19 protein-coding genes are annotated in these 19,009 nt (G+C 71.2%); 3 read left to right on the top strand and 16 right to left on the bottom strand.

Features of this window, described 5'->3' with window-relative positions; all coding sequences use genetic code 11:
• Window positions 1-4 precede the first annotated feature (4 nt).
• The gene (gene era / locus AB0M70_RS06905) at window positions 5-964 is read right to left on the bottom strand and encodes a GTPase Era (protein ID WP_363208624.1); all 960 of its coding nucleotides are present in this window, start codon (window positions 962-964) and stop codon (window positions 5-7) included.
• 191 nt (window positions 965-1,155) lie between these two features.
• Here era and AB0M70_RS06900 point away from each other — a divergent pair, with 191 nt between their 5' ends.
• A complete protein-coding gene (locus AB0M70_RS06900) occupies window positions 1,156-2,466 on the top strand; it encodes an ammonium transporter (RefSeq protein ID WP_365817117.1) in 1,311 nt (436 codons plus the stop codon).
• A complete protein-coding gene (locus AB0M70_RS06895; RefSeq protein ID WP_365817115.1) occupies window positions 2,463-2,801 on the top strand; it encodes a P-II family nitrogen regulator in 339 nt (112 codons plus the stop codon). The genes AB0M70_RS06900 and AB0M70_RS06895 overlap by 4 nt, the downstream gene beginning before the upstream one ends.
• Before the next feature lie 212 nt (window positions 2,802-3,013).
• Here AB0M70_RS06895 and AB0M70_RS06890 read toward each other — a convergent pair whose 3' ends face one another.
• Together AB0M70_RS06890 and AB0M70_RS06885 are read right to left on the bottom strand one after the other, a co-directional pair.
• Window positions 3,014-3,367 carry a cytidine deaminase gene (locus tag AB0M70_RS06890; RefSeq protein ID WP_365817113.1) on the bottom strand — a complete coding sequence of 118 codons (354 nt, stop codon included), beginning with the start codon at window positions 3,365-3,367 and terminating at the stop codon, window positions 3,014-3,016.
• Window positions 3,368-3,411: 44 nt separating this feature from the next.
• A complete protein-coding gene (locus tag AB0M70_RS06885; RefSeq protein WP_365817111.1) occupies window positions 3,412-4,320 on the bottom strand; it encodes a helix-turn-helix transcriptional regulator in 909 nt (302 codons plus the stop codon).
• An 86-nt stretch (window positions 4,321-4,406) separates the two neighbouring features.
• Between AB0M70_RS06885 and AB0M70_RS06880 the strand changes: the two genes are divergently transcribed.
• A complete protein-coding gene (locus AB0M70_RS06880) occupies window positions 4,407-5,825 on the top strand; it encodes an MFS transporter (RefSeq protein ID WP_365817109.1) in 1,419 nt (472 codons plus the stop codon).
• On the opposite strand, the gene AB0M70_RS06875 is transcribed toward AB0M70_RS06880, so the two are convergent.
• From AB0M70_RS06875 to AB0M70_RS06815, 13 genes are all read right to left on the bottom strand, one after another.
• Window positions 5,822-6,178, bottom strand: a complete 357-nt coding sequence (locus tag AB0M70_RS06875; RefSeq protein WP_365817107.1) for an MmcQ/YjbR family DNA-binding protein — start codon at window positions 6,176-6,178, stop codon at window positions 5,822-5,824. The two genes, AB0M70_RS06880 and AB0M70_RS06875, sit on opposite strands and share 4 nt — an antisense overlap.
• Window positions 6,175-7,476, bottom strand: a complete 1,302-nt coding sequence (locus AB0M70_RS06870) for a hemolysin family protein (RefSeq protein WP_365817105.1) — start codon at window positions 7,474-7,476, stop codon at window positions 6,175-6,177. Before AB0M70_RS06870 ends, AB0M70_RS06875 begins: the two co-directional genes overlap by 4 nt.
• A gap of 4 nt (window positions 7,477-7,480) precedes the next feature.
• The gene (gene ybeY, locus AB0M70_RS06865) at window positions 7,481-7,978 is read right to left on the bottom strand and encodes an rRNA maturation RNase YbeY (RefSeq protein WP_365817103.1); all 498 of its coding nucleotides are present in this window, start codon (window positions 7,976-7,978) and stop codon (window positions 7,481-7,483) included.
• 13 nt (window positions 7,979-7,991) lie between these two features.
• Window positions 7,992-9,035, bottom strand: a complete 1,044-nt coding sequence (locus AB0M70_RS06860; RefSeq protein WP_365817100.1) for a PhoH family protein — start codon at window positions 9,033-9,035, stop codon at window positions 7,992-7,994.
• 149 nt (window positions 9,036-9,184) lie between these two features.
• Window positions 9,185-10,288: a PfkB family carbohydrate kinase gene (locus tag AB0M70_RS06855; RefSeq protein WP_365817098.1), complete on the bottom strand. Its 1,104-nt coding sequence runs from the start codon at window positions 10,286-10,288 to the stop codon at window positions 9,185-9,187.
• Between the two features lie 63 nt (window positions 10,289-10,351).
• Window positions 10,352-11,353, bottom strand: a complete 1,002-nt coding sequence (locus AB0M70_RS06850) for an adenosine deaminase (protein WP_365817096.1) — start codon at window positions 11,351-11,353, stop codon at window positions 10,352-10,354.
• A gap of 13 nt (window positions 11,354-11,366) precedes the next feature.
• The gene (locus tag AB0M70_RS06845; protein WP_365817093.1) at window positions 11,367-12,275 is read right to left on the bottom strand and encodes a ribonuclease Z; all 909 of its coding nucleotides are present in this window, start codon (window positions 12,273-12,275) and stop codon (window positions 11,367-11,369) included.
• Between the two features lie 30 nt (window positions 12,276-12,305).
• Window positions 12,306-12,659, bottom strand: a complete 354-nt coding sequence (locus AB0M70_RS06840) for an HIT domain-containing protein (protein ID WP_365817592.1) — start codon at window positions 12,657-12,659, stop codon at window positions 12,306-12,308.
• 55 nt (window positions 12,660-12,714) lie between these two features.
• Window positions 12,715-15,933 (bottom strand): S41 family peptidase, encoded by a 3,219-nt coding sequence (locus AB0M70_RS06835; RefSeq protein WP_365817590.1) that lies wholly within the window; start codon window positions 15,931-15,933, stop codon window positions 12,715-12,717.
• Window positions 15,934-15,984: 51 nt separating this feature from the next.
• On the bottom strand, window positions 15,985-16,539 hold the full coding sequence (locus tag AB0M70_RS06830; protein ID WP_365817091.1) for a hypothetical protein: 555 nt from the start codon (window positions 16,537-16,539) through the stop codon (window positions 15,985-15,987).
• Between the two features lie 127 nt (window positions 16,540-16,666).
• Complete coding sequence (locus AB0M70_RS06825) at window positions 16,667-17,059, bottom strand: VOC family protein (protein ID WP_365817088.1); 393 nt, start codon at window positions 17,057-17,059, stop codon at window positions 16,667-16,669.
• A gap of 27 nt (window positions 17,060-17,086) precedes the next feature.
• Complete coding sequence (locus AB0M70_RS06820) at window positions 17,087-17,845, bottom strand: 16S rRNA (uracil(1498)-N(3))-methyltransferase (RefSeq protein WP_365817085.1); 759 nt, start codon at window positions 17,843-17,845, stop codon at window positions 17,087-17,089.
• A complete protein-coding gene (locus AB0M70_RS06815; RefSeq protein ID WP_365817082.1) occupies window positions 17,842-18,900 on the bottom strand; it encodes a nitronate monooxygenase in 1,059 nt (352 codons plus the stop codon). The genes AB0M70_RS06820 and AB0M70_RS06815 overlap by 4 nt, the downstream gene beginning before the upstream one ends.
• Between the last annotated feature and the right edge of the window lie 109 nt (window positions 18,901-19,009).

Raw genomic sequence — 19,009 nt, 5'->3', positions numbered from 1 at the left:
ACTGTCAGAAGCCGAGCTTGCGGAGCTGCTTCGGGTCGCGCTGCCAGTCCTTGGCGACCTTCACGTGCAGGTCAAGGAAGACCGGGGTGCCCAGGAGCGCCTCGATCTGCTGGCGGGACTTGATCCCGACCTCCTTGAGGCGCTTGCCCTTCGGGCCGATGATGATGCCCTTCTGGCTGGGGCGCTCGATGTAGACGTTCGCGTGGATGTCGAGCATCGGCTTGTCCGCGGGCCGGTCCTGGCGCGGCAGCATCTCCTCCACCACGACGGCGATGGAGTGCGGCAGCTCGTCCCGCACACCTTCAAGCGCGGCCTCGCGGATCAGCTCGGCGACCATGACCTGCTCGGGCTCGTCCGTGAGGTCACCCTCGGGGTAGAGCGGCGGGCTCTTCGGGAGCATCGGGACGATCAGGTCAGCGAGCAGCTGGACCTGCTTGTCGCCGACCGCCGAGACCGGCACGATCTGCGCCCACTCGAAGCCCAGCTCCTTGCCGAGCTGGTCGATGGCGATGAGCTGCTCGGCGAGCGTCTTGCTGTCGACGAGGTCGGTCTTCGTCACGACCGCGATCTTCGGCGTCTTCTTGATGCCGGCCAGTTCCTTGGCGATGAACCGGTCACCGGGGCCGAGCTTCTCGTTCGCGGGCAGACAGAAGCCGATGACGTCGACCTCGGCCCACGTGGTCCGCACGACGTCGTTGAGCCGCTCGCCGAGCAGCGTGCGCGGCTTGTGGAGCCCGGGGGTGTCCACCAGGATCAGCTGGGCGTCGGGCCGGTGCACGATGCCGCGGACCGTGTGCCGCGTGGTCTGCGGCTGGTTCGCGGTGATCGCCACCTTCTGGCCGACCAGAGCATTCGTGAGGGTGGACTTGCCCGCGTTGGGGCGGCCCACGAAGCAGGCGAAACCGGCGCGATGGGTGGCCTCGGACGGCTCGGATGACTCGGTACGAACGCTCATGGCGCCCATTCTCCCTGATCGCCGGAGGGCCGCAGCACCCCGAGGCGCTCCCGGACCCCTGATCGGGCACCGACAGGCCGTTCGTGAGCGTCCGGAAACCCTCGCGCAACACGAAACACGCCGGAAACGCCCGGGTGCCCGTTCCGAAACGCGGGGCGGTGACGCTCTCCCTCTGCCCCCACCCGGAGGAGAGATTCCCCGTGCAGTCCGTGCAGTACGCGCACTCCCTCACCACCCTGGCCGCGGCCGAGGGCCCCGACACCGGCGACACGGCCTGGCTGCTCGCGGCCACCGCACTCGTCCTGCTCATGACACCGGGCCTCGCGCTCTTCTACGGCGGCATGGTCCGCACGAAGAGCGTCCTCAACATGCTCCTGATGTCCTTCGTCTCGATCGCCCTGGTCACGGTGGTGTGGCTGCTGGCCGGCTACTCGCTCGCGTTCGGCGATGACGCGTTCGCGGGCCTGATCGGCGGCGTCGACCACCTCGGCCTGGTGGGCATCGGCCCGCAGACCCTCACCGGGACGGTCCCCACCCTCCTCTTCACCACGTTCCAGCTGACCTTCGCGATCCTCACCACGGCACTGATCAGCGGTGCGATCGCGGACCGCACGAAGTTCGCGGCCTGGCTGGTCTTCGTGCCGGTGTGGGCGCTGCTCGTATACGTTCCCGTGGCGCACTGGGTGTGGGGACCGGACGGCTGGATCTCCTCGTCCCTCGGCGCGCTGGACTTCGCGGGCGGCCTGGTCGTCGAGATCGCCTCCGGCGCCTCCGGCCTGGCGCTCGTCCTGGTCATCGGCCCGCGCATCGGCTTCAAGAAGGACGCGATGCGTCCGCACAACCTGCCGATGGTCCTGATGGGCGCGGGCCTGCTCTGGTTCGGCTGGCTCGGCTTCAACGGCGGCTCGGCGCTCGGCGCGAACGGCCTCGCGGCGGCCTCCCTCCTGAACACCCTCCTGGCCGGCTGCACGGGCCTGCTCGGCTGGCTCTTCGTGGAGCAGCGACGCGACGGCCACCCCACCACCTTCGGCGCGGCGTCGGGCGCGGTGGCGGGCCTGGTCGCCATCACCCCCGCGTGCGGGGGCGTCGGGGTGCTCGGTGCCGCGGTGGTCGGTCTCGCGGCCGGGGTGGTCTGCTCGTACGCCGTGGCGTGGAAGTTCCGCCTCGACTACGACGACTCGCTCGACGTGGTGGGCGTCCACCTGGTCGGCGGCGTGGTCGGCACGCTCCTGATCGGCCTGTTCGCGACGGCCACGATGACGGAGGGAGCGGAGGGCCTCTTCTACGGGGGCGGGCTCGCCCAGTTGGGCAAGCAGACGGTGGCGGTGCTCGCGGTGGCGGCGTACACGTTCTCGGTGACGTACGGCATCGGCAGGGCGATCGACAAGCTCATGGGCTTCAGGGCGTCGGCGGAGGACGAGCAGACGGGCCTGGACCAGACGCACCACGCGGAGACGGCCTACGATCACGGCGTCCTGGTCAGCCCGATGAAGGGGAGCACCGTCCGATGAAGCTCATCACCGCGGTCATCAAGCCGTTCCGCCTGGACGAGGTGAAGACCGCGCTTCAGGAACTGGGCATCCAGGGCCTCACCGTCACAGAAGCAAGCGGCTACGGCCGCCAGCGGGGCCACACGGAGGTGTACCGGGGCGCGGAGTACCAGGTGGACCTGGTCCCGAAGGTACGGGTGGAGATCGTGGTCGACGACGCGGACGCGGAGGCCGTGATCGACGGCATCGTCCGCGCGGCGGCCACGGGCAAGATCGGCGACGGGAAGGTGTGGGCGGTACCGGTGGAAACGGTGGTACGGGTCCGCACGGGGGAACGGGGCCCGGACGCGGTGTAATTTCCCCAACCCCGCCCCTTCCCGCTGTATCCATTGGCGGCTCCGCCGCGCAGGGGGCTCCGCCCCCAGACCCCCGGTCCTCAAACGCCGGACGGCTGAAAGATCCAGCCCGTCCGGCGTTTGAGGACGAACTCGGCGGAGCCGGTGATGACGGCAACCAAGGCCCCCGCGCCAGAGCGGGTTTTCGGGAAGGGGCGGGGTTGGGGAAAGACTCAGTTCGCCTGAGCCCGCACCCGGACCTCCCCATCAGGCCCCGCCAGGAAAACCGGCGTCCCGGCCCCGCCAAGGTCCGCCACAGCGGAAAGGTCATCGGCGGAAAGCTCCTCCGAGGAGGAGACGACCGCCGCCGCCTCAAGGGACTCCGCCCCGGAGGCGACAGCCATCGCCACAGCGGTACGCAAGGCGGAAAGCGACAGCGAGGGAAGCGAAACCGTCCCGGCGACATACGTCCGCCCCGTCTCGTCCCGCACAGCGGCCCCCTCGGCCACCCCATTCCGCGCCCGCGCCGAACGAGCCAGCGTAACGATCTTCCGGTCCTCAGCGTCAAGCGCAGCACTCTCGGTCATGATCCGAGCATACGGAGGCGTACGGAGGACAAAGAAACAGGGCCCTACCCGGCCACCGGGTACATCGACCCCCGCCGCCCCTCCGGCGAAGCCAGCCACTCCAGCTTCGCCGCAGTCTCCGCCTCCCCCAACGGAGTGTGCAGCACGATCGTGAGATCGGGCCGCGCCGGCACCCGCAGGGCCGTCGACTCGACGTGCAACGCCCCCACCACCGGATGCGTGAGCTCCTTGTGCACCTGCCCCGCAGGCCGCACGTCCCGCCGCTCCCACAGCTCGGTGAACTCCTCGCCCGCCGTCTCCCGCAGCTCGGCGAGGACCGCCTGGAACCCCTCGTCGTCCGGGGACTCCGAGCAGGAGGCACGGAACTGCGCGACGACGTTCTCCGCGTTCGTCCGCCAACTCACGCTGCGGGAGCGGTAGATGGGGTCGGTGAAGAAGTCCACGAGGCAGTTCTGGGTGATCTCGGGCCGCATCCCGAAGACCATCCCGGCGGCGTCGTTGTAGAGGACGCAGTTGTAGTAGCGGTCCATGATGTGCGCCGGGTACGGCATCCATGTGTCGATGAGCCGCTGCAGCCCCTCACACATGCCCCGGTCGGCCTGCTCGACCTCGGGCGCGGGCGGATTCAGCCCGGCCAGCACGTAAAGATGCCGCCGCTCGGTGCTCGACAGCTTCAGGACGCGTCCCACGGAGTCCAGGACCTGCGGCGACACGGAGATGTCGCGCCCCTGCTCGAGCCACTGGTACCAGGACGCGCCGACCCCGGCGAGCACGGCGACCTCCTCGCGGCGCAGACCCGGCGTACGCCGCCGAGCGCCGCCGTCCGGGAGGCCGGCCTCCGCGGGGCTGACCCGGGCGCGGCGGCTCCTCAAGAACTCGCGCAGCTCGCCGAGCCGCCGTGCCTTGGCCTCGTCCTGGGGCCGCACCGCGGCCACCTCGTTCGTCCCCGCCATCCGCGGCTCCCCCCTGCCTGGTGTTGCGACCACCAGCATAAGTTCCCGCTCCCCACGGGTACTCCGGACGCCCGAAGCTCATTGCCATGGCGATCGACACCACCACCGCTCCCCCGTCCACCACGGTCCCCGCCCCTCCAGCCCCCAGGCTCTCCTCCCGCGACAGACTCGTCCTCTTCGTGCTCTGCGCCGCCCAGTTCATGGTCGCGCTCGACTTCTCCGTGCTGAACGTGGCGCTGCCCGTGCTCGGCGCCGACCTGGGCATGAGCCAGTCCGCGCTGCAGTGGGCGGTGACCGCGTTCGCCCTTCCCTCCGGCGGCTTCCTGCTCCTCTTCGGCCGCACCGGTGACCTGTTCGGCCGCCGCAAGCTGTTCGTCGGCGGCCTCGCGCTCTTCGGCCTCGCCTCGCTCCTGGCCACCTTCGCCTGGGGCCCGGCGTCCTTCCTCGCCGGGCGGGCACTGCAGGGCGTGGGCGCGGCGGCCATCGTGCCGACCGGCATGTCGCTGCTGACGACCACGTTCCCCGAAGGCCCGCAGCGTGACCGGGCCCTGGGGATATCCGGCACACTGCTCTCGCTCGGCTTCACGATCGGCATGGTCCTGGGCGGCGTACTCACCGACACGCTCGGCTGGCGCTCCACGATGGGCCTGCTGACCCTCTTCGTGCTGATCGTGCTGCCGCTTGCGCCGGGCCTCCTGCCCGAGTCCCGCACCCCGGACCGCCCGCGCCTCGACATCCCCGGCGCGGTCACCGTCACCGGTGGCCTGCTCGCCCTGATCTACGCGCTCTCCACGGCCGCCGAGCGCGGCTTCGGCGGCACGGACGTCATCGTCGCGCTCGTCGCGGGTGTGCTGCTGCTCGCCGCTTTCGGTTACGTCGAGTCGCGTGCCGCGTCCCCGCTCGTCTCGCTGCCGATGCTGGGGCGCAGGACGGTGGCGTGGGGCAACCTGGGCGGCCTCGTCACCTTCTCGATGATGTCGGCGGTCGTCTTCACCCTCACCCTGTATCTGCAGGAGGTGCTGGAGCTCTCCGCCTTCCGGACAGGTCTCGTCTTCGGCGTGCAGGGGGTGCTCTCGGTGGTCGCCGGGATCTACGCGCCCAAGGTCATCAGCCGCTTCGGGGCGCGCCGCACGCTCGTCGTCTCGCTGCTCGGCCAGGGCCTGTTCATCGCGACGCTGCTCGGCATCGACGAGGGCACCTGGTCGGTGTGGCTCGCCACGGCGGGTGTCTCGGTGGCGAGCATGTTCCACCTGGGCGCGATCATCTCGTACGGCGTGACCGTCACCTCGGGTGTCCCGGACGAGGAGCAGGGCCTGGCCACGGGCCTGGTGACGTCCACCCAGCAGGTGGGCATCACGGTCGGCATCCCGCTTCTGGGCGTCCTGGCGACCACGAACACGGATCTCCTGGCGGGGACGCGGACGGTGCTTCTGATCGACGCGGCGGTCCTGCTGGTGACGGCGGCCCTGGTGGCCACGGGCCTACGGGTGCGGCGTACCGCCTAGGGCCGGTCGAGCCGCAGGCGCTGCGCCTTCGGGAGTCCGGCGACGACCAGGTCGTACGAGTCCTCGATGAGCTCCCGGACCTGCTGGTCCGGGAGCTTCGCGTCGACGGTCACGGTGTTCCAGTGCCGCTTGTTCATGTGCCACCCGGGCACGATCTCCGGGTGGGTTTCCCGCAGTTGGACCGCCATGTCGGGCTCGCACTTCAGGTTCACGGTCAGCGGCTGGGCGTCCAGGAAACTCAGCGCGAACATCTTGCCCGCGACCTTGAACACCGAGATCTCGGGGCTGAACGGGAACTCCTCCACCGCGTCGTTGAACGACAGGCAGAACGTGCGCAGCTCCTGCGGTGTCACCCCGAGGTCTCCTTCTCCGCGCCCGCAGGGGCGAGCGGCTCCACGAGTACCGTCACGATCTTGTTCCGCCGCCCGGCCGCGGATTCCGCGGTGAGCCGCAGCTCACGGCCGTCCGGCAGCGGCACGAGCGCGGAGGCGTCTGCGATCGGCACCCGGCCGAGCGCCTTGGCGAGCAGACCGCCGACCGTCTCGACGTCCTCGTCGTCGAACTCGTCGAGTCCGAAGAGCTCGCCGAGGTCGCCGATGTCGAGGCGTGCGGTGACGCGGTAACAGCCGTCGTCGAGTTCCTCGACGGGCGGCAGCTCGCGGTCGTACTCGTCGGTGATCTCGCCGACGATCTCCTCGAGGATGTCCTCGATGGTGACGATGCCGGCCGTGCCGCCGTACTCGTCGATGACGACGGCGACGTGGTTGCGCTCCTGCTGCATCTCGCGCAGGAGGTCGCCCGCGTTCTTCGTGTCGGGCACGAACGTCGCCGGGCGCATGGCCGTCGACACCAGGTCCGACTCGCTGTCGCGGTTGATGTGCGTCTTGCGGGCCAGGTCCTTGAGGTAGACCATGCCGACGACGTCGTCCTCGCTCTCCCCGGTCACGGGGATGCGGGAGAAGCCCGAGCGCAGGGCGAGCGTGAGCGCCTGCCGGATGGTCTTGAAGCGCTCGATGGCGACCAAGTCCGTCCGGGGCACCATGACTTCGCGCACGAGGGTGTCGCCGAGCTCGAAGACGGAGTGCACCATGCGGCGCTCGTCGTCCTCGATGAGGGATTCCTTCTCCGCGAGGTCGACCATCGCGCGCAGCTCGGCCTCGGAGGCGAACGGGCCGCGCCTGAAGCCCTTGCCGGGCGTGAGCGCGTTGCCGATGAGGATCAGGAGCGGCGGGATCGGGCCCATGACGCGGGCCAGCGGCAGCAGGACGTACGCGGCGGCGGTGGCCGTGTTGAGCGGGTGCTGGCGGCCGATGGTGCGCGGCGAGACGCCCACCGCCACGTACGACACGAGGACCATCACCGCGATGGCGACGGCCAGCGCCTGCCATGTCTTGGCGAATTCGTTCAGGCAGGCGTACGTCACCAGGGAGGCGGCCGCCATCTCGCACGCCACGCGCACGAGCAGCGCCACGTTCAGATAGCGGGTGGGGTCGGCGGCGACCTGCGCGAGCTTGGCGCTGCCGCGCCGCCCGGAGCGGACCGCCTCCTCCGCCCGGAAGCTGGAGGTGCGGGCGATGCCCGCCTCGGCACAGGCGGCGAGCCAGGCGACGACGACCAGGGCGACGGCGCCCGCGATCAGCTGGAAACTCATGGGCCTACGAGACCGTGGGCGCCGGAGAGGGGCCGGTCAGGCCGTTCTCCCCGCGCCAGCCGTCGACGATGGCCGCCTGGAGGCCGAACATCTCGGCCTTCTCGTCGGGCTCCTCGTGGTCGTACCCAAGGAGGTGCAGCACTCCATGGACCGTGAGCAGCTGCAGCTCCTCGTCCATGGAGTGCTCCGTGGGCGCTTCCTTGCCCTGCTTGGTGGCGACCTCGGGGCAGAGCACGATGTCGCCGAGGAGGCCCTGCGGGGGCTCCTCCTCGTCCTTGGCCGGCGGGCGCAGTTCGTCCATGGGGAAGGACATGACGTCCGTCGGTCCCGGCAGGTCCATCCACTGGATGTGGAGCTGCTCCATGGCGTCCTCGTCCACGACGATCACCGAGAGCTCGGAGAGCGGGTGGATGCGCATCCGTGCGAGGGCGTAGCGGGCGATGTCGAGGATCGCCTGCTCGTCGACCTCGGTTCCGGATTCGTTGTTGACGTCGATCGACATGGTGCGGCTTCCGCTACTTCCCGTGTTTCTTGTTCTGCTGACTCTGCTGGCTGTCGTCGTACTTCTCGTACGCGTCGACGATACGGCCGACGAGCTTGTGCCGGACGACATCGTGGGACGTGAGCCGCGAGAAGTGCACGTCGTCGATGCCCTCCAGGATGTCCTGGACCTGGCGCAGACCCGACTTCGTGCCGTTCGGCAGGTCGACCTGGGTGACGTCGCCCGTGATCACGATCTTCGACTCGAAGCCGAGGCGGGTGAGGAACATCTTCATCTGCTCGACGCTGGTGTTCTGGGCCTCGTCGAGAATGATGAAGGCGTCGTTCAGGGTGCGGCCTCGCATGTACGCGAGGGGCGCCACCTCGATGGTGCCCGCCGCCATCAGGCGCGGGATCGAGTCGGGGTCGAGCATGTCGTGCAGCGCGTCGTACAACGGCCGCAGATACGGGTCGATCTTCTCGTAGAGCGTGCCCGGCAGGAAGCCGAGCCGCTCGCCGGCCTCGACGGCGGGGCGGGTCAGGATGATGCGGTTGACCTGCTTGGCCTGGAGGGCCTGCACGGCCTTGGCCATGGCGAGGTAGGTCTTGCCGGTGCCCGCGGGGCCGATGCCGAAGACGATGGTGTTCTTGTCGATGGCGTCGACGTAACGCTTCTGGTTGAGCGTCTTGGGGCGGATCGTGCGGCCGCGGGACGAGAGGATGTTCTGCGTGAGGACCTCGGCCGGGGTCTCCTGGCCGTCGCCCTCTCCGGCCTCGTCCGCCCTGAGCATGGCGATCGAGCGTTCCACTGCGTCCTCCGTCATCGGCTGACCGGTGCGGAGCACCAGCATCATCTCGTCGAAAAGGCGCTGGATGAGGGTGACTTCATGGGCGTCACCGACAGCGCTGATCTCATTGCCCCGGACATGGATGTCGGCCGCCGGGAAGGCCTTCTCGATCACGCGCAACAGGGCGTCTCCGGAACCGAGCACCGTCACCATCGGGTGGTTGGCCGGGACGGTGAAGTGTGCTCGTGACTGGCCCTGGGCAGGGGTACGAGCTGTGGGTGTCTGAGTCATGGGCCGGCACTTAGGCCTGCTCATCCTCCTCATGCGGGGCTTGGTGGCCGCTCGACAGCCTTGCACTGCCAAGAGTACGACGCACCACTGTCACCGCCGTAGGGCTTTTCCACTCCGGTCACGCACGGCTGTGCGATTTTGGGCGGCGGCTACGCCGACCTGAACCCGATCGTGGGCACCGCGCGCCGCAGCGGCCACGGACGCGTGGCCTCCGGAAGCAGGCCCTCCAGGAAGCCGTACCTGCGCAGCGCCACGGGGTCCTGGTCGTCGACCTCCCGCACGGTCCGCCACCATGTGGCGACCTCCGCCCAGCCCGGCGCCGATAGGGACCCGCCGAACTCCTGCACGGAGAGCGCCGCCGTGAGCCCCGCGAAGGCGAGCCGGTCCGCGAGGGGCCATCCGGCGAGGGTGCCGGTCACGAAGCCCGCCACGAAGACATCACCGGCCCCGGTGGGATCGAGCGCCTCGACCGCGATGGCCGGAACCTCCGCGGTCTCGCCGGTCCGCCCGTCCACCGCGTACGCCCCTTCGGCACCCAGCGTCACCACGGCGAGCGGCACGTGTTCGGTCAGCGCACGGGCGGCGGCCCGGGGGCACTGGGTGCGGGTGTACCGCATGGCCTCCTCCGCGTTCGGCAGGAACGCCTCGCAGTGCCGCAGGTCCGGGAGCCCCGCCAGGTCCCAGCGCCCGGTGTCGTCCCACCCGACGTCGGCGAAGATCCGCGTGCCGGTGCGTGCGGCCTCGGCGATCCACGGCGCGCGCGTGCCGGGCGTCAGGGAGGCGACCGCGGCACGCGCGCGGGGCGGGCAGGCGGGGGCGCCGCCGTCCGCGGATCCGGCGTCGGGCGGCGGCTCGTGGCCGTGGCTGACCATGGTCCGCTCACCCTCGTACGCCATGGAGACCGTCACCGGCGAGTGCCAGCCCGGCACGGTGCGTGACGTGGCGAGGTCGATCCCCTCGCCCTGTTCGAGCGCGTCCCAGCAGTACTCCCCGTAGTGGTCGTCCCCGAAGGCCGCCGCCAGTGACGTGCGCAGGCCGAGCCGGGCGAGCGCGGTCGCCATGTTGGCGACGCCGCCGGGGCTCGACCCCATGCCGCGGGCCCAGGACTCGGTGCCGCGCACGGGTGCGGAGTCGAGGCCGGTGAAGATGATGTCGAGGAAGACCGTGCCGGTGAGGAAGACGTCGCAGGGCGGATCGCCTGCTCTGCGGGCTCCCTTGAGCGGGTCGATGCTGGGTTTGAGGGGTACGACCATGCAGGCAACGTAACGGATTCAGGCCACCGGGGGCCGAACGCCGAGCTCCGCCGCCCTCCGTGATCAGTCGAAGGAATAGTCCGCGACCTCGGCGAGGTACCGCGCCCGCAGCGCCTCGTCTTCCGCGCTGCCGTCGAGGAAGGACGCCTCGAAGGAGTTGCGCGCGAGCTCCCGCAGCCGTTCCTGGTCGAGCGCCAGGGCTTCGCGTACGGCGTGGAAGGTGTCGTCGACGTAGCCGCCGAAGTACGCGGGGTCGTCGGAGTTGACCGTGCACAGCAGCCCGGCGTCCATCATCCGCGCCAGGGGGTGCTCCTCGAGTACGTCGATGGCGCGCAGCCGGACGTTGGACAGCGGGCACAGGGTGAGCGGCACCCGCTCGCGCACGAGGCGTTCGACCAGCTGCGGGTCCTCCATGCAGCGCAGCCCGTGGTCGACGCGCTCGACGCCCAGGACGTCCAGGGCCTCCGTGATGTACGCGGGCGGGCCCTCCTCGCCCGCGTGCGCGACCCGGCGCAGGCCGAGCGCGGCCGCCGCCTCGTACACCTCGCGGAACTTGGCGGGTGGGTGCCCGACCTCGGCGGAGTCGAGGCCGACGCCGATGATGCGGTGCAGGTGGGGCTTGGCGGCTTCCAGCGTCTGCAGGGCGGATTCGGCGGACTCGTCGCGCAGGAAGCACATGATGAGCTTGGTCGAGATCCCGTGCCGCTCGACGCTGCGGTCGAGGGCGCGCCCGAGCCCTTCGATCACGGTGCCGATGGCGACGCCGCGCGTCATGTGGGCCTGCGGGTCGAAGAAGATCTCCGCGTGCCGCACGCCCTGCCGGGCCGCTCGCGCCAGATAGGCGTCGGCGAGCTCCTCGAAGTCGGCCTCGGTCCGCAGGACGGCCATCAGCCCGTAGTACAGGTCGAGAAAGGACTGCAGGTCATCGAAGAGGTAGGCCTTGCGGAGCTCTTCGGTGTCCGCGTACGGGAGCGTGACGCCGTTGCGGGCGGCGAGGGAGAAAGCGAGCTCGGGTTCGAGCGTCCCCTCGATGTGGAGGTGGAGTTCGGCTTTGGGAAGGGGCATGGCGGCGGCTCACTCAGGTGGTTCGTTTGGGCAGAGGTACACGCAGCAGGTCTTTGGCGACGGTGAGTTCACCGTCGAATCCGGCGTCCCGGGCCTGCTGCTCGAAGACGCCGGGGTCGGGGTAGCGCTGACTGAAATGGGTCAGCACGAGATGCCGGACGCCGCCCTCCACGGCGACCCGGGCGGCTTGCCCCACGGTCAAGTGGCCGTGATCGCGGGCGAGTTGTTCGTCCTCGTCCAGGAAGGTGGACTCGATGACGAGCATGTCGCAGCCGGCGGCGAGCGCGTGGACGCCGTCGCAGAGGCGGGTGTCCATGACGAAGGCGAACTTCTGCCCCCGCCGTACCGCGCTCACCTCGTCGAGCGTGACGCCCCGCAGCGAGCCTTCCCGCTGCAGGCGGCCCACGTCGGGTCCCGCGATGCCGCGCGCGGCGAGCAGCTCCGGGAGTATCCGGCGGCCGTCGGGCTCGGTGATGCGGTAGCCGAAGGACTCGACGGGGTGCGAGAGCTTGACGGCGTCGAGCGCGAAGGAGGGGGTGACGGCCAGGGGCCCGTCGTCCGCCACGGGCTCCTGGACGAGGGAGACGGTCTCGCGGTAGGCGGTGGCGTACCGGAGCCGGTCGAAGAAGTGCTGTCCGGAGCGCGGGAAGTGCACCGTCACGTCGTGCGGGACGCGGTCCAGGTTGATGCGCTGGATGACCCCCGGCAGGCCCAGCGAGTGATCGCCGTGGAAGTGCGTGACGCAGATCCGGTGCAGGTCGTGCGCGGCGACCCCGGCACGCAGCATCTGGCGCTGCGTGCCCTCGCCGGGGTCGAAGAGGATGCCCTGCCCGTCCCAGAGCAGCACGTACCCGTTGTGGTTGCGGTGCCGGGTGGGGACCTGGCTCGCGGTGCCGAGGATCACCAGTTCACGTACGGACAAGGCCAGTTATCCCGCTGTCTCGTTGTTCCGTTATCCCGGGGGCCACTGCAGGCCGCGTCCGCCGAGGACGTGGGCGTGCGTGTGGAAGACGGTCTGGCCCGCGCCGCTGCCGGTGTTGAAGACGATGCGGTAGCTCTCCGCCTTCTCCTCGGCGGCGACCTCCGCGGCCTCGCGCAGGACGTCGGCGGCGATGGTGGGTTCGGCGGCGGCGAGAGCGGCGGCGTCCGCGTAGTGCACCTTGGGGATGATCAGTACGTGGGTGGGGGCCTGCGGGTTGATGTCCCGGAAGGCGACCGTCGTCTCCGTCTCCCTGACGAGGGTCGCGGGCACGTCCCCCGCGACGATCTTGCAGAACAGGCAGTCAGCCTGCGGTTCGCCCGCCATACGGAGCCTCCGGTCCTCGCTCTTCATTGGTCCTCCCGCATGCTATCCGGCGACCTCAGGACCCCGGCAGCTCCGGTGCCGTCCTGGGGGGTGTCGTCTCCAGGGAAGCCAGGGCCAGGCGGATCGCCTCGTCCAGTTGTGGGTCCCGGCCCGATGCGTAGTCCTCCGGGGTCGTCACCACCTCCACGTCCGGGTCGACGCCGTAGTTCTCGACGCCCCAGCCGTAACCCTCCAGCCAGAACGCGTACTTCGGCTGGGTCACCAGCGTGCCGTCCACCAGGCGGTACCGGCTGTCGATGCCGATGACGCCGCCCCACGTCCGCGTCCCCACCACGGGCCCGATCCCCAGCGCCTTGATCGCCGCGTTCACGATGTCCCCGTCGGAGCCGGAGAATTCGTTGGCGACGGCGACGACGGGCCCCCGCGGCGCGTCCGCCGGATAGCTGTAGGGCTGCATGCCCCGCGGCAGGTCCCAGCCCACGATCTTGCGGGCCAGCTTCTCCACCACCAGCTGCGACGTGTGCCCGCCACGGTTCTCCCGTACGTCCACCACGAGACCGTCCCGGGCCACCTCCACCCGCAGGTCCCGGTGGATCTGCGCCCAGCCGGGAGCCTGCATGTCCGGCACATGGAGATACCCGAGCCGGCCGCCCGAGCGCTCGTGGACGTACGCACGCCGGTCCACGACCCAGGCGTGGTACCGCAGCGGCTCCTCGTCGTCCACGGGGATCACCACCGCGTGCCGCGGGTCACCCCCGCCCGCGGGCGACACCGTCAGCTCCACCGGCTTCCCCGCCGTGCCCACGAGGAGCGGCCCGGGACCCACCACCGGATCGACCGGCCGCCCCGCGACGGCAAGGAGGGCGTCCCCGGCACGCACCGCGACCCCGGGCGCGGCGAGCGGCGAGCGGGCGGAGGGGTCGGAGGTCTCGGAGGGCAGGACGCGGTCGATGCGCCACACCCCGTCCGCGCCCCGCGAGACATCCGCGCCGAGCAGCCCCTGACGTACCGCCGCACTCCCCCGGGCCCCGCCCCCCATGACGTACGCGTGCGAGGTGCCGAGCTCCCCCGCGACCTCCCACAGCAGGTCGACGAGGTCGTCGTGCGTGGCCACCCGGTCGAGCACCGGACGGTACCGGTCGAGCACGCCGTCCCAGTCGGTCCCGCCCAGGTCGGGCCGCCAGAAGTTGTCCCGCATCAGCCGCCCGGCCTCGTCGTACATCTGGCGCCACTCCGCGGCCGGATCGACGGTCTGCCGGACCCGGGTGAGGTCGACGGTGATGTTCGAGTCGGAGGACTCGTCGCCGGAGGCACGCCGGTCGCTCGGCACGACCTTCAGCTTCCTGTCGGCCCACAGCAGCACCCGCTTGCCGTCCCCGCTGACGGCGAAGTGGTCGGCGTCCGACGCCAGTTCCTCGATGCGCTGCTGTACGAGGTCGTAGCGTTCGAGCTCGGTCTGCGGGTCGGGGGCGGCCGGGGTGGCCCGGGACGCGCCGAGGACGCCGCGCACGGGGTGCCGCAGCCACAGGACGCCGTCCTTGGCGGCCCGCAGCGTCGAGTACCGGGCGGCCTCGACCGGGAACGGCACGATGCGGTCGGCGAGACCGTCGAGGTCGATACGGGTGACGGGCGAGCCCTCGCTGTCCGGGGTCTCGTCCTTGTCGGGCGCCTCGAAGGGCCGCCCGTGCCGCTGCGGCCCGAAGGGCGAGGGCGTGGTGGCGGCCAGCGTGATGAGGTGGGGCCGCGATCCGCCGACGAAGGCGAGGTCGAAGACGTGCTCGTCGTAGACGGGGTCGAAGGCCCGCGCGGACAGGAACGCCAGATGCTTCCCGTCCAGGGTGAACGCGGGCGCGTAGTCGCGGAACCGCAGCGGCGTCGCCTCGGACACCGAGAGGTCGGCCGTGTTCGCCAGCTTCAGCTGCCGCAGCGGACTCGGCCCCGGGTGCGACCAGGCGAGCCAGGCCGAGTCCGGCGAGAAGACGAGCCCGGTGGCGTCCCCGTGCTCCCCGCGGTCGACCTCACGCACCTCACCGCTCTCCCGCTCGACAAGGAGCACCCGGCCGTCGTGCGAGGCGACGGCGGCCCTGCTGCCGTCGGGCGCCACGGCCAGCGCGAGCACCCGGCCCAGCTGCCCGGCGGCGATCCTGCGCGGTGTCGCACCGGGCGCGAGGCCGGTGGCCGGCGCGAACTGGAGCGCGTCGTCGCCCTCCGCGTCCGTCACCCAGACGACGTGTTCCTCGCCGTCGACACGGAACGTGCGCGGCAGCCGTGCGCGCACCCCGTGCTCGGCGGCGAGCGCGCGGGCGGGCCCCTCGCGGTGCGTCACCCAGTGCACGCCGCCGCGCACGGAGACGGCACTGCCCCGTCCGGTGTGGTCGGGAGCGGCGGCGCCGAACCAGCGTGACGCGCTGACGGGATGCGGCTGGAGGTCGGTGCGCTGGCCGCCGAGACGGACGTCGAGGCGGCGGGGTACGGCGTCCACCAGGTCGTCGAGCAGCCAGAGTTCACCCGCGCACGCGTACACGACGCGGGTGCCGTCGGTCGCCGCGTGCCGGGCGTAGAAACCGTCGACAGGAGTGTGCCGGCGCAGGTCGGAGCCGTCGGGCAGCGAGGAGTAGACGGCACCGACGCCCTCGTGGTCGGAGAGGAAGGCGACGCGCTCGCCCACCCACAGCGGGTACTCGATGTTCCCGTCGAGCTCTTCATGGACGCGTACGAAGCGGTCCTCGTCCCCCGCGCCCCCGCCCCGGATCCAGAGCTTGCCCGCGGTGCCGCCGCGGTAGCGCTTCCACCAGGCGGCCTCGCGTCCCATCGGCGCGGAGAGCAGCAGGACTTGGCCGTCCCGGGTGCCGTACGCGACGTCCCCCACGATGCCGTACGGCAGCGTGTCCGCGGGCCCGCCGTCCAGCGGGACGGCCCGCGCCCAACTGCGGCGCAGCGAGGCCTGACCGGCCGTGCTGACGGCGAGGACCCGCCCGTCCGGGGTCCAGCCGCGCACCGAGGTGCGTGAACTGCCCCAGTGCGTCAGGCGCTTGGAGGGGCCGCCGTCGACCGGGGCGACATGCACCTCGGGGGCGCCGTCACGCGTGGACGTCCAGGCGACGGTCGTCCCGTCCGGGGAGACGCGGGGATGGTTCACCGGCGTGTTGTCGGCGCTGACGCGCCACGCCCGGCCGCCGTCGAGAGGCGCGACCCAGACGTCGTCCTCGGCGGTGAAGGCGACCAACTCGCCGCGCAGATGGGGAAACCGGAGGTACGCAGAGTGCCCAGTCAGTGTCACTCAGCCAGCCTAGGCAGCCGGGGCGGAGCCGGACAGGGTTTTGGATCACTTGCCCCTGATGCACGAGCAGCTCGGATGGGGCGTGACGGTCACCGTGACGGTCGCGGCGGGCGGCTGGCCGGGGTCATCCGGCTGGTCCGGCTGGTCCGGTTCCTCCGGCTGCTCCGGTTCGTCGCCTCCGGCGCAGTCGCCGAGCACGTCCACCCGGAACCACTCCTTGCCGTCGACCTTGGCGGTGAGGTTGCCGCGTACACAGTGCCCGTCGACGACGGACCACACGGAGCCCTTGACGGTGATGTCGCTGGTGTCGTCGGAGCCCTTGCCGGTCTTGGCCTGGCCCTGGCAGTCGACGGTGGCGACGGCGTCCCGGTCGGGGGAGCCGCTGGACGGTGTGACCCTGGACTTGTAGCGGGCGGTGCAGCTGATCCACAGCACGTCGAGATGCTGCCGCTCCAGCTCTTTGGTCGCCATCTCGTCCGTGGTGATCGCGATGGCCGCGGTGTTCATGCCGCCGTCGACCGGATCACACGCGGCGACCCCGATCACCGCCGCCCCCGCGAACCCGACGGCGCCCCACACCCGCCGACGCCGTCCGCGCACGACCACCGCACGATCACGTAAGCGCCTCAATGCCCCCATAGGCGGCAGAGTGCCATCACGGGCCGCCTGACGACAGCCCCCTTTCCGTCCAAAAAAACTGCGGCGGGCCGGGAGCGGTGCGGTGGCTTCAGCCGCGCAGCAACAGCCACTCCTGGAGTTCCACCAAGTTCCCTTCCGGGTCCTTGAGATGGGCGACCCGCATGCGGTCGGTCAGGGGGGCGGGGCCCTGGGCGATGATGCCGCCACGCTCGGCGATCCGGCCGCAGTACGCGTCGAGGTCGTCGACCCGCAGCACCACCAGGGAACGGTGGCCGGTCGCCGACTCCTCCAGCTCGTCGAGGAGCCGGGCCATCATCGAGCGGTCCTGGAGCGCGATCCCCGCGGAACCGACCGCCGGACTGAACTTCTCGTACGGCCCGTCCACCGCCCCCGACTGCGGTTTGAGGCCGAGGATGTCGGCGTAGAAGCGGTAGCAGGCACTGAAGTCCGATACGAGCAGCCGTACTTGGGCCAGTTCCACGGCATCTCCCTCACCCGGCGCGGGAGTTCAGGACCAGCGGCCGGTGCGTCCCAGGAGCAGTGCGGCCGCCGCCGTCCCCGCGGTCGACGTACGCAACACGCTACGCCCCAGGCGGTACGGCTTCGCCCCCGCGTCCGCGAAGGCCGCGAGCTCGTCCGGTGACACGCCGCCCTCGGGGCCCACCACCAGGACGATGTGCCCGGCCGCCGGGAGTTCGGCCGTGGCCAGCGGCTCGCTGCCCTCCTCGTGCAGGACCGCGGCGAGGTCGGCGGCGGCGAGCAGCGCCGCCACCTGCTTGGTCGACATGGCGTCCGCCACCTCGGGAAAGCGCACCCGGCGCGACTGCTTGCCCGCCTCGCGCGCCGTGGCACGCCACTTGCCGAGCGCCTTGAGCCCGCGCTCGCCCTTCCACTGTGTGATGCAGCGCGACGCGGACCAGGGCACGATCGCGTCGACGCCGGTCTCCGTCATGGTCTCGACGGCGAGCTCACCGCGGTCACCCTTGGGCAGGGCCTGTACGACGGTGATGCGGGGCTCCTGCGGCGCCTCTTCCCGTACGGAGCCCATCCGCAGGATCAGGCGGTCCTTGCCCTCGGTGTCCTCGACCACACAGTCGGCCCAGCGCCCGGCCCCGTCGGTCAGGACGACGTCCTCACCGGCGTGCAGCCGCTTCACGGAGACGGCGTGGCGCCCTTCGGGGCCATCGAGCACGTAGCGCCCGTCGCCCCCCACGGGAGTGTTCTGGAGGGTTTCGAAGGTCTCGACGACGAAGACGGGCGCGGTCACGCCTTGCCCCCGGAGGCTTCGGCCAGCTCGGCCGCCAGGACCTCGACCAGCTCCGCGGCCGGAAGCTCCCGCGCCATGCGGTGACCCTGCCCCGCCCACAGCGCCATGCCCTGCGCGTCACCGGCCTTGGCCGCGGCCTTGCGCAGGCCGCTGGTGAGGTGGTGGACCTGGGGATAGGCGGCCGGGGCGTAGGGCCCGTGCTCCCGCATGAAGCGGTTGACCAGGCCGCGCGCGGGGCGTCCCGAGAAGGCCCGGGTGAGTTCGGTACGGGTGAACAGCGGGTTGGTCATGGCCTGCTTGTGCAGGGCGTTGGCGCCCGACTCCGGGCAGACCAGGAAGGCCGTACCGAGCTGCGCGGCGTCCGCGCCGGCCGCGAGCACCGCGGCGATCTGCGAGCCGCGCATCAGGCCGCCGGCCGCGACGACCGGGATCTGCACGGTGTCGCGCACCTGCGCGATGAGCGAGAGGAGGCCGAGCCCGGCGCCGTCCGTCTCGGGGTTGTCGCGATGCGTGCCCTGGTGGCCACCCGCCTCGATGCCCTGTACGCACACGGCGTCGGCACCCGACCACTGGGCGGTCTGCGCCTCTTCGGGCGAGGTGACGGTGACGACGGTGAGGGTGCCCACGCGCGCGAAGGCGTCGAAGACGTCACGGGTGGGGCAGCCGAAGGTGAACGACACCAGCGGCACCGGGTCCTCGACGAGGATCGCCAGCTTGGCGTCGTAGCCGTCGTCGCGCCCGCTGTCCGGGTCGCCGAGCTGCGTCTCGTACCAGGCGGCCTCACCGGCGAGCTGGTTGCGGTAGACGTCGACGGCGGCGGCATCGGCGTACTCGGGCTGCGGCATGAACAGGTTCACGCCGAACGGGCGGCTCGTGAGCCCCCGCAGCTGTTTGATCTCCTGGTACATCCCGTCGGCGGTTTTGTATCCGGCGGCGAGAAATCCGAGCCCCCCGGCATCGGAGACGGCCGCGGCGAGCTGGGGGCACGAGGCGCCGCCCGCCATGGGGGCCTGCACGATCGGAAGGCGGCAGAGATCGGTCAGTGCGGTGGGCATGAACGCATCGTGCCATGCCCTGGGCGGGCGGCCGAATCGCCCCTTGCACCGGGCCCGGGGGCGCCTGCGGCGGGCTACAGACTTTCCCGCCCACCCGCCCGATACCCCG

This window comes from Streptomyces sp. NPDC051214 (assembly GCF_040682375.1).
In the GTDB taxonomy this organism is placed as follows: domain Bacteria; phylum Actinomycetota; class Actinomycetes; order Streptomycetales; family Streptomycetaceae; genus Streptomyces.
The sequence above is the reverse complement of the archived record's forward strand: the minus strand, read 5'-3'. Positions and strand labels throughout refer to the sequence as shown.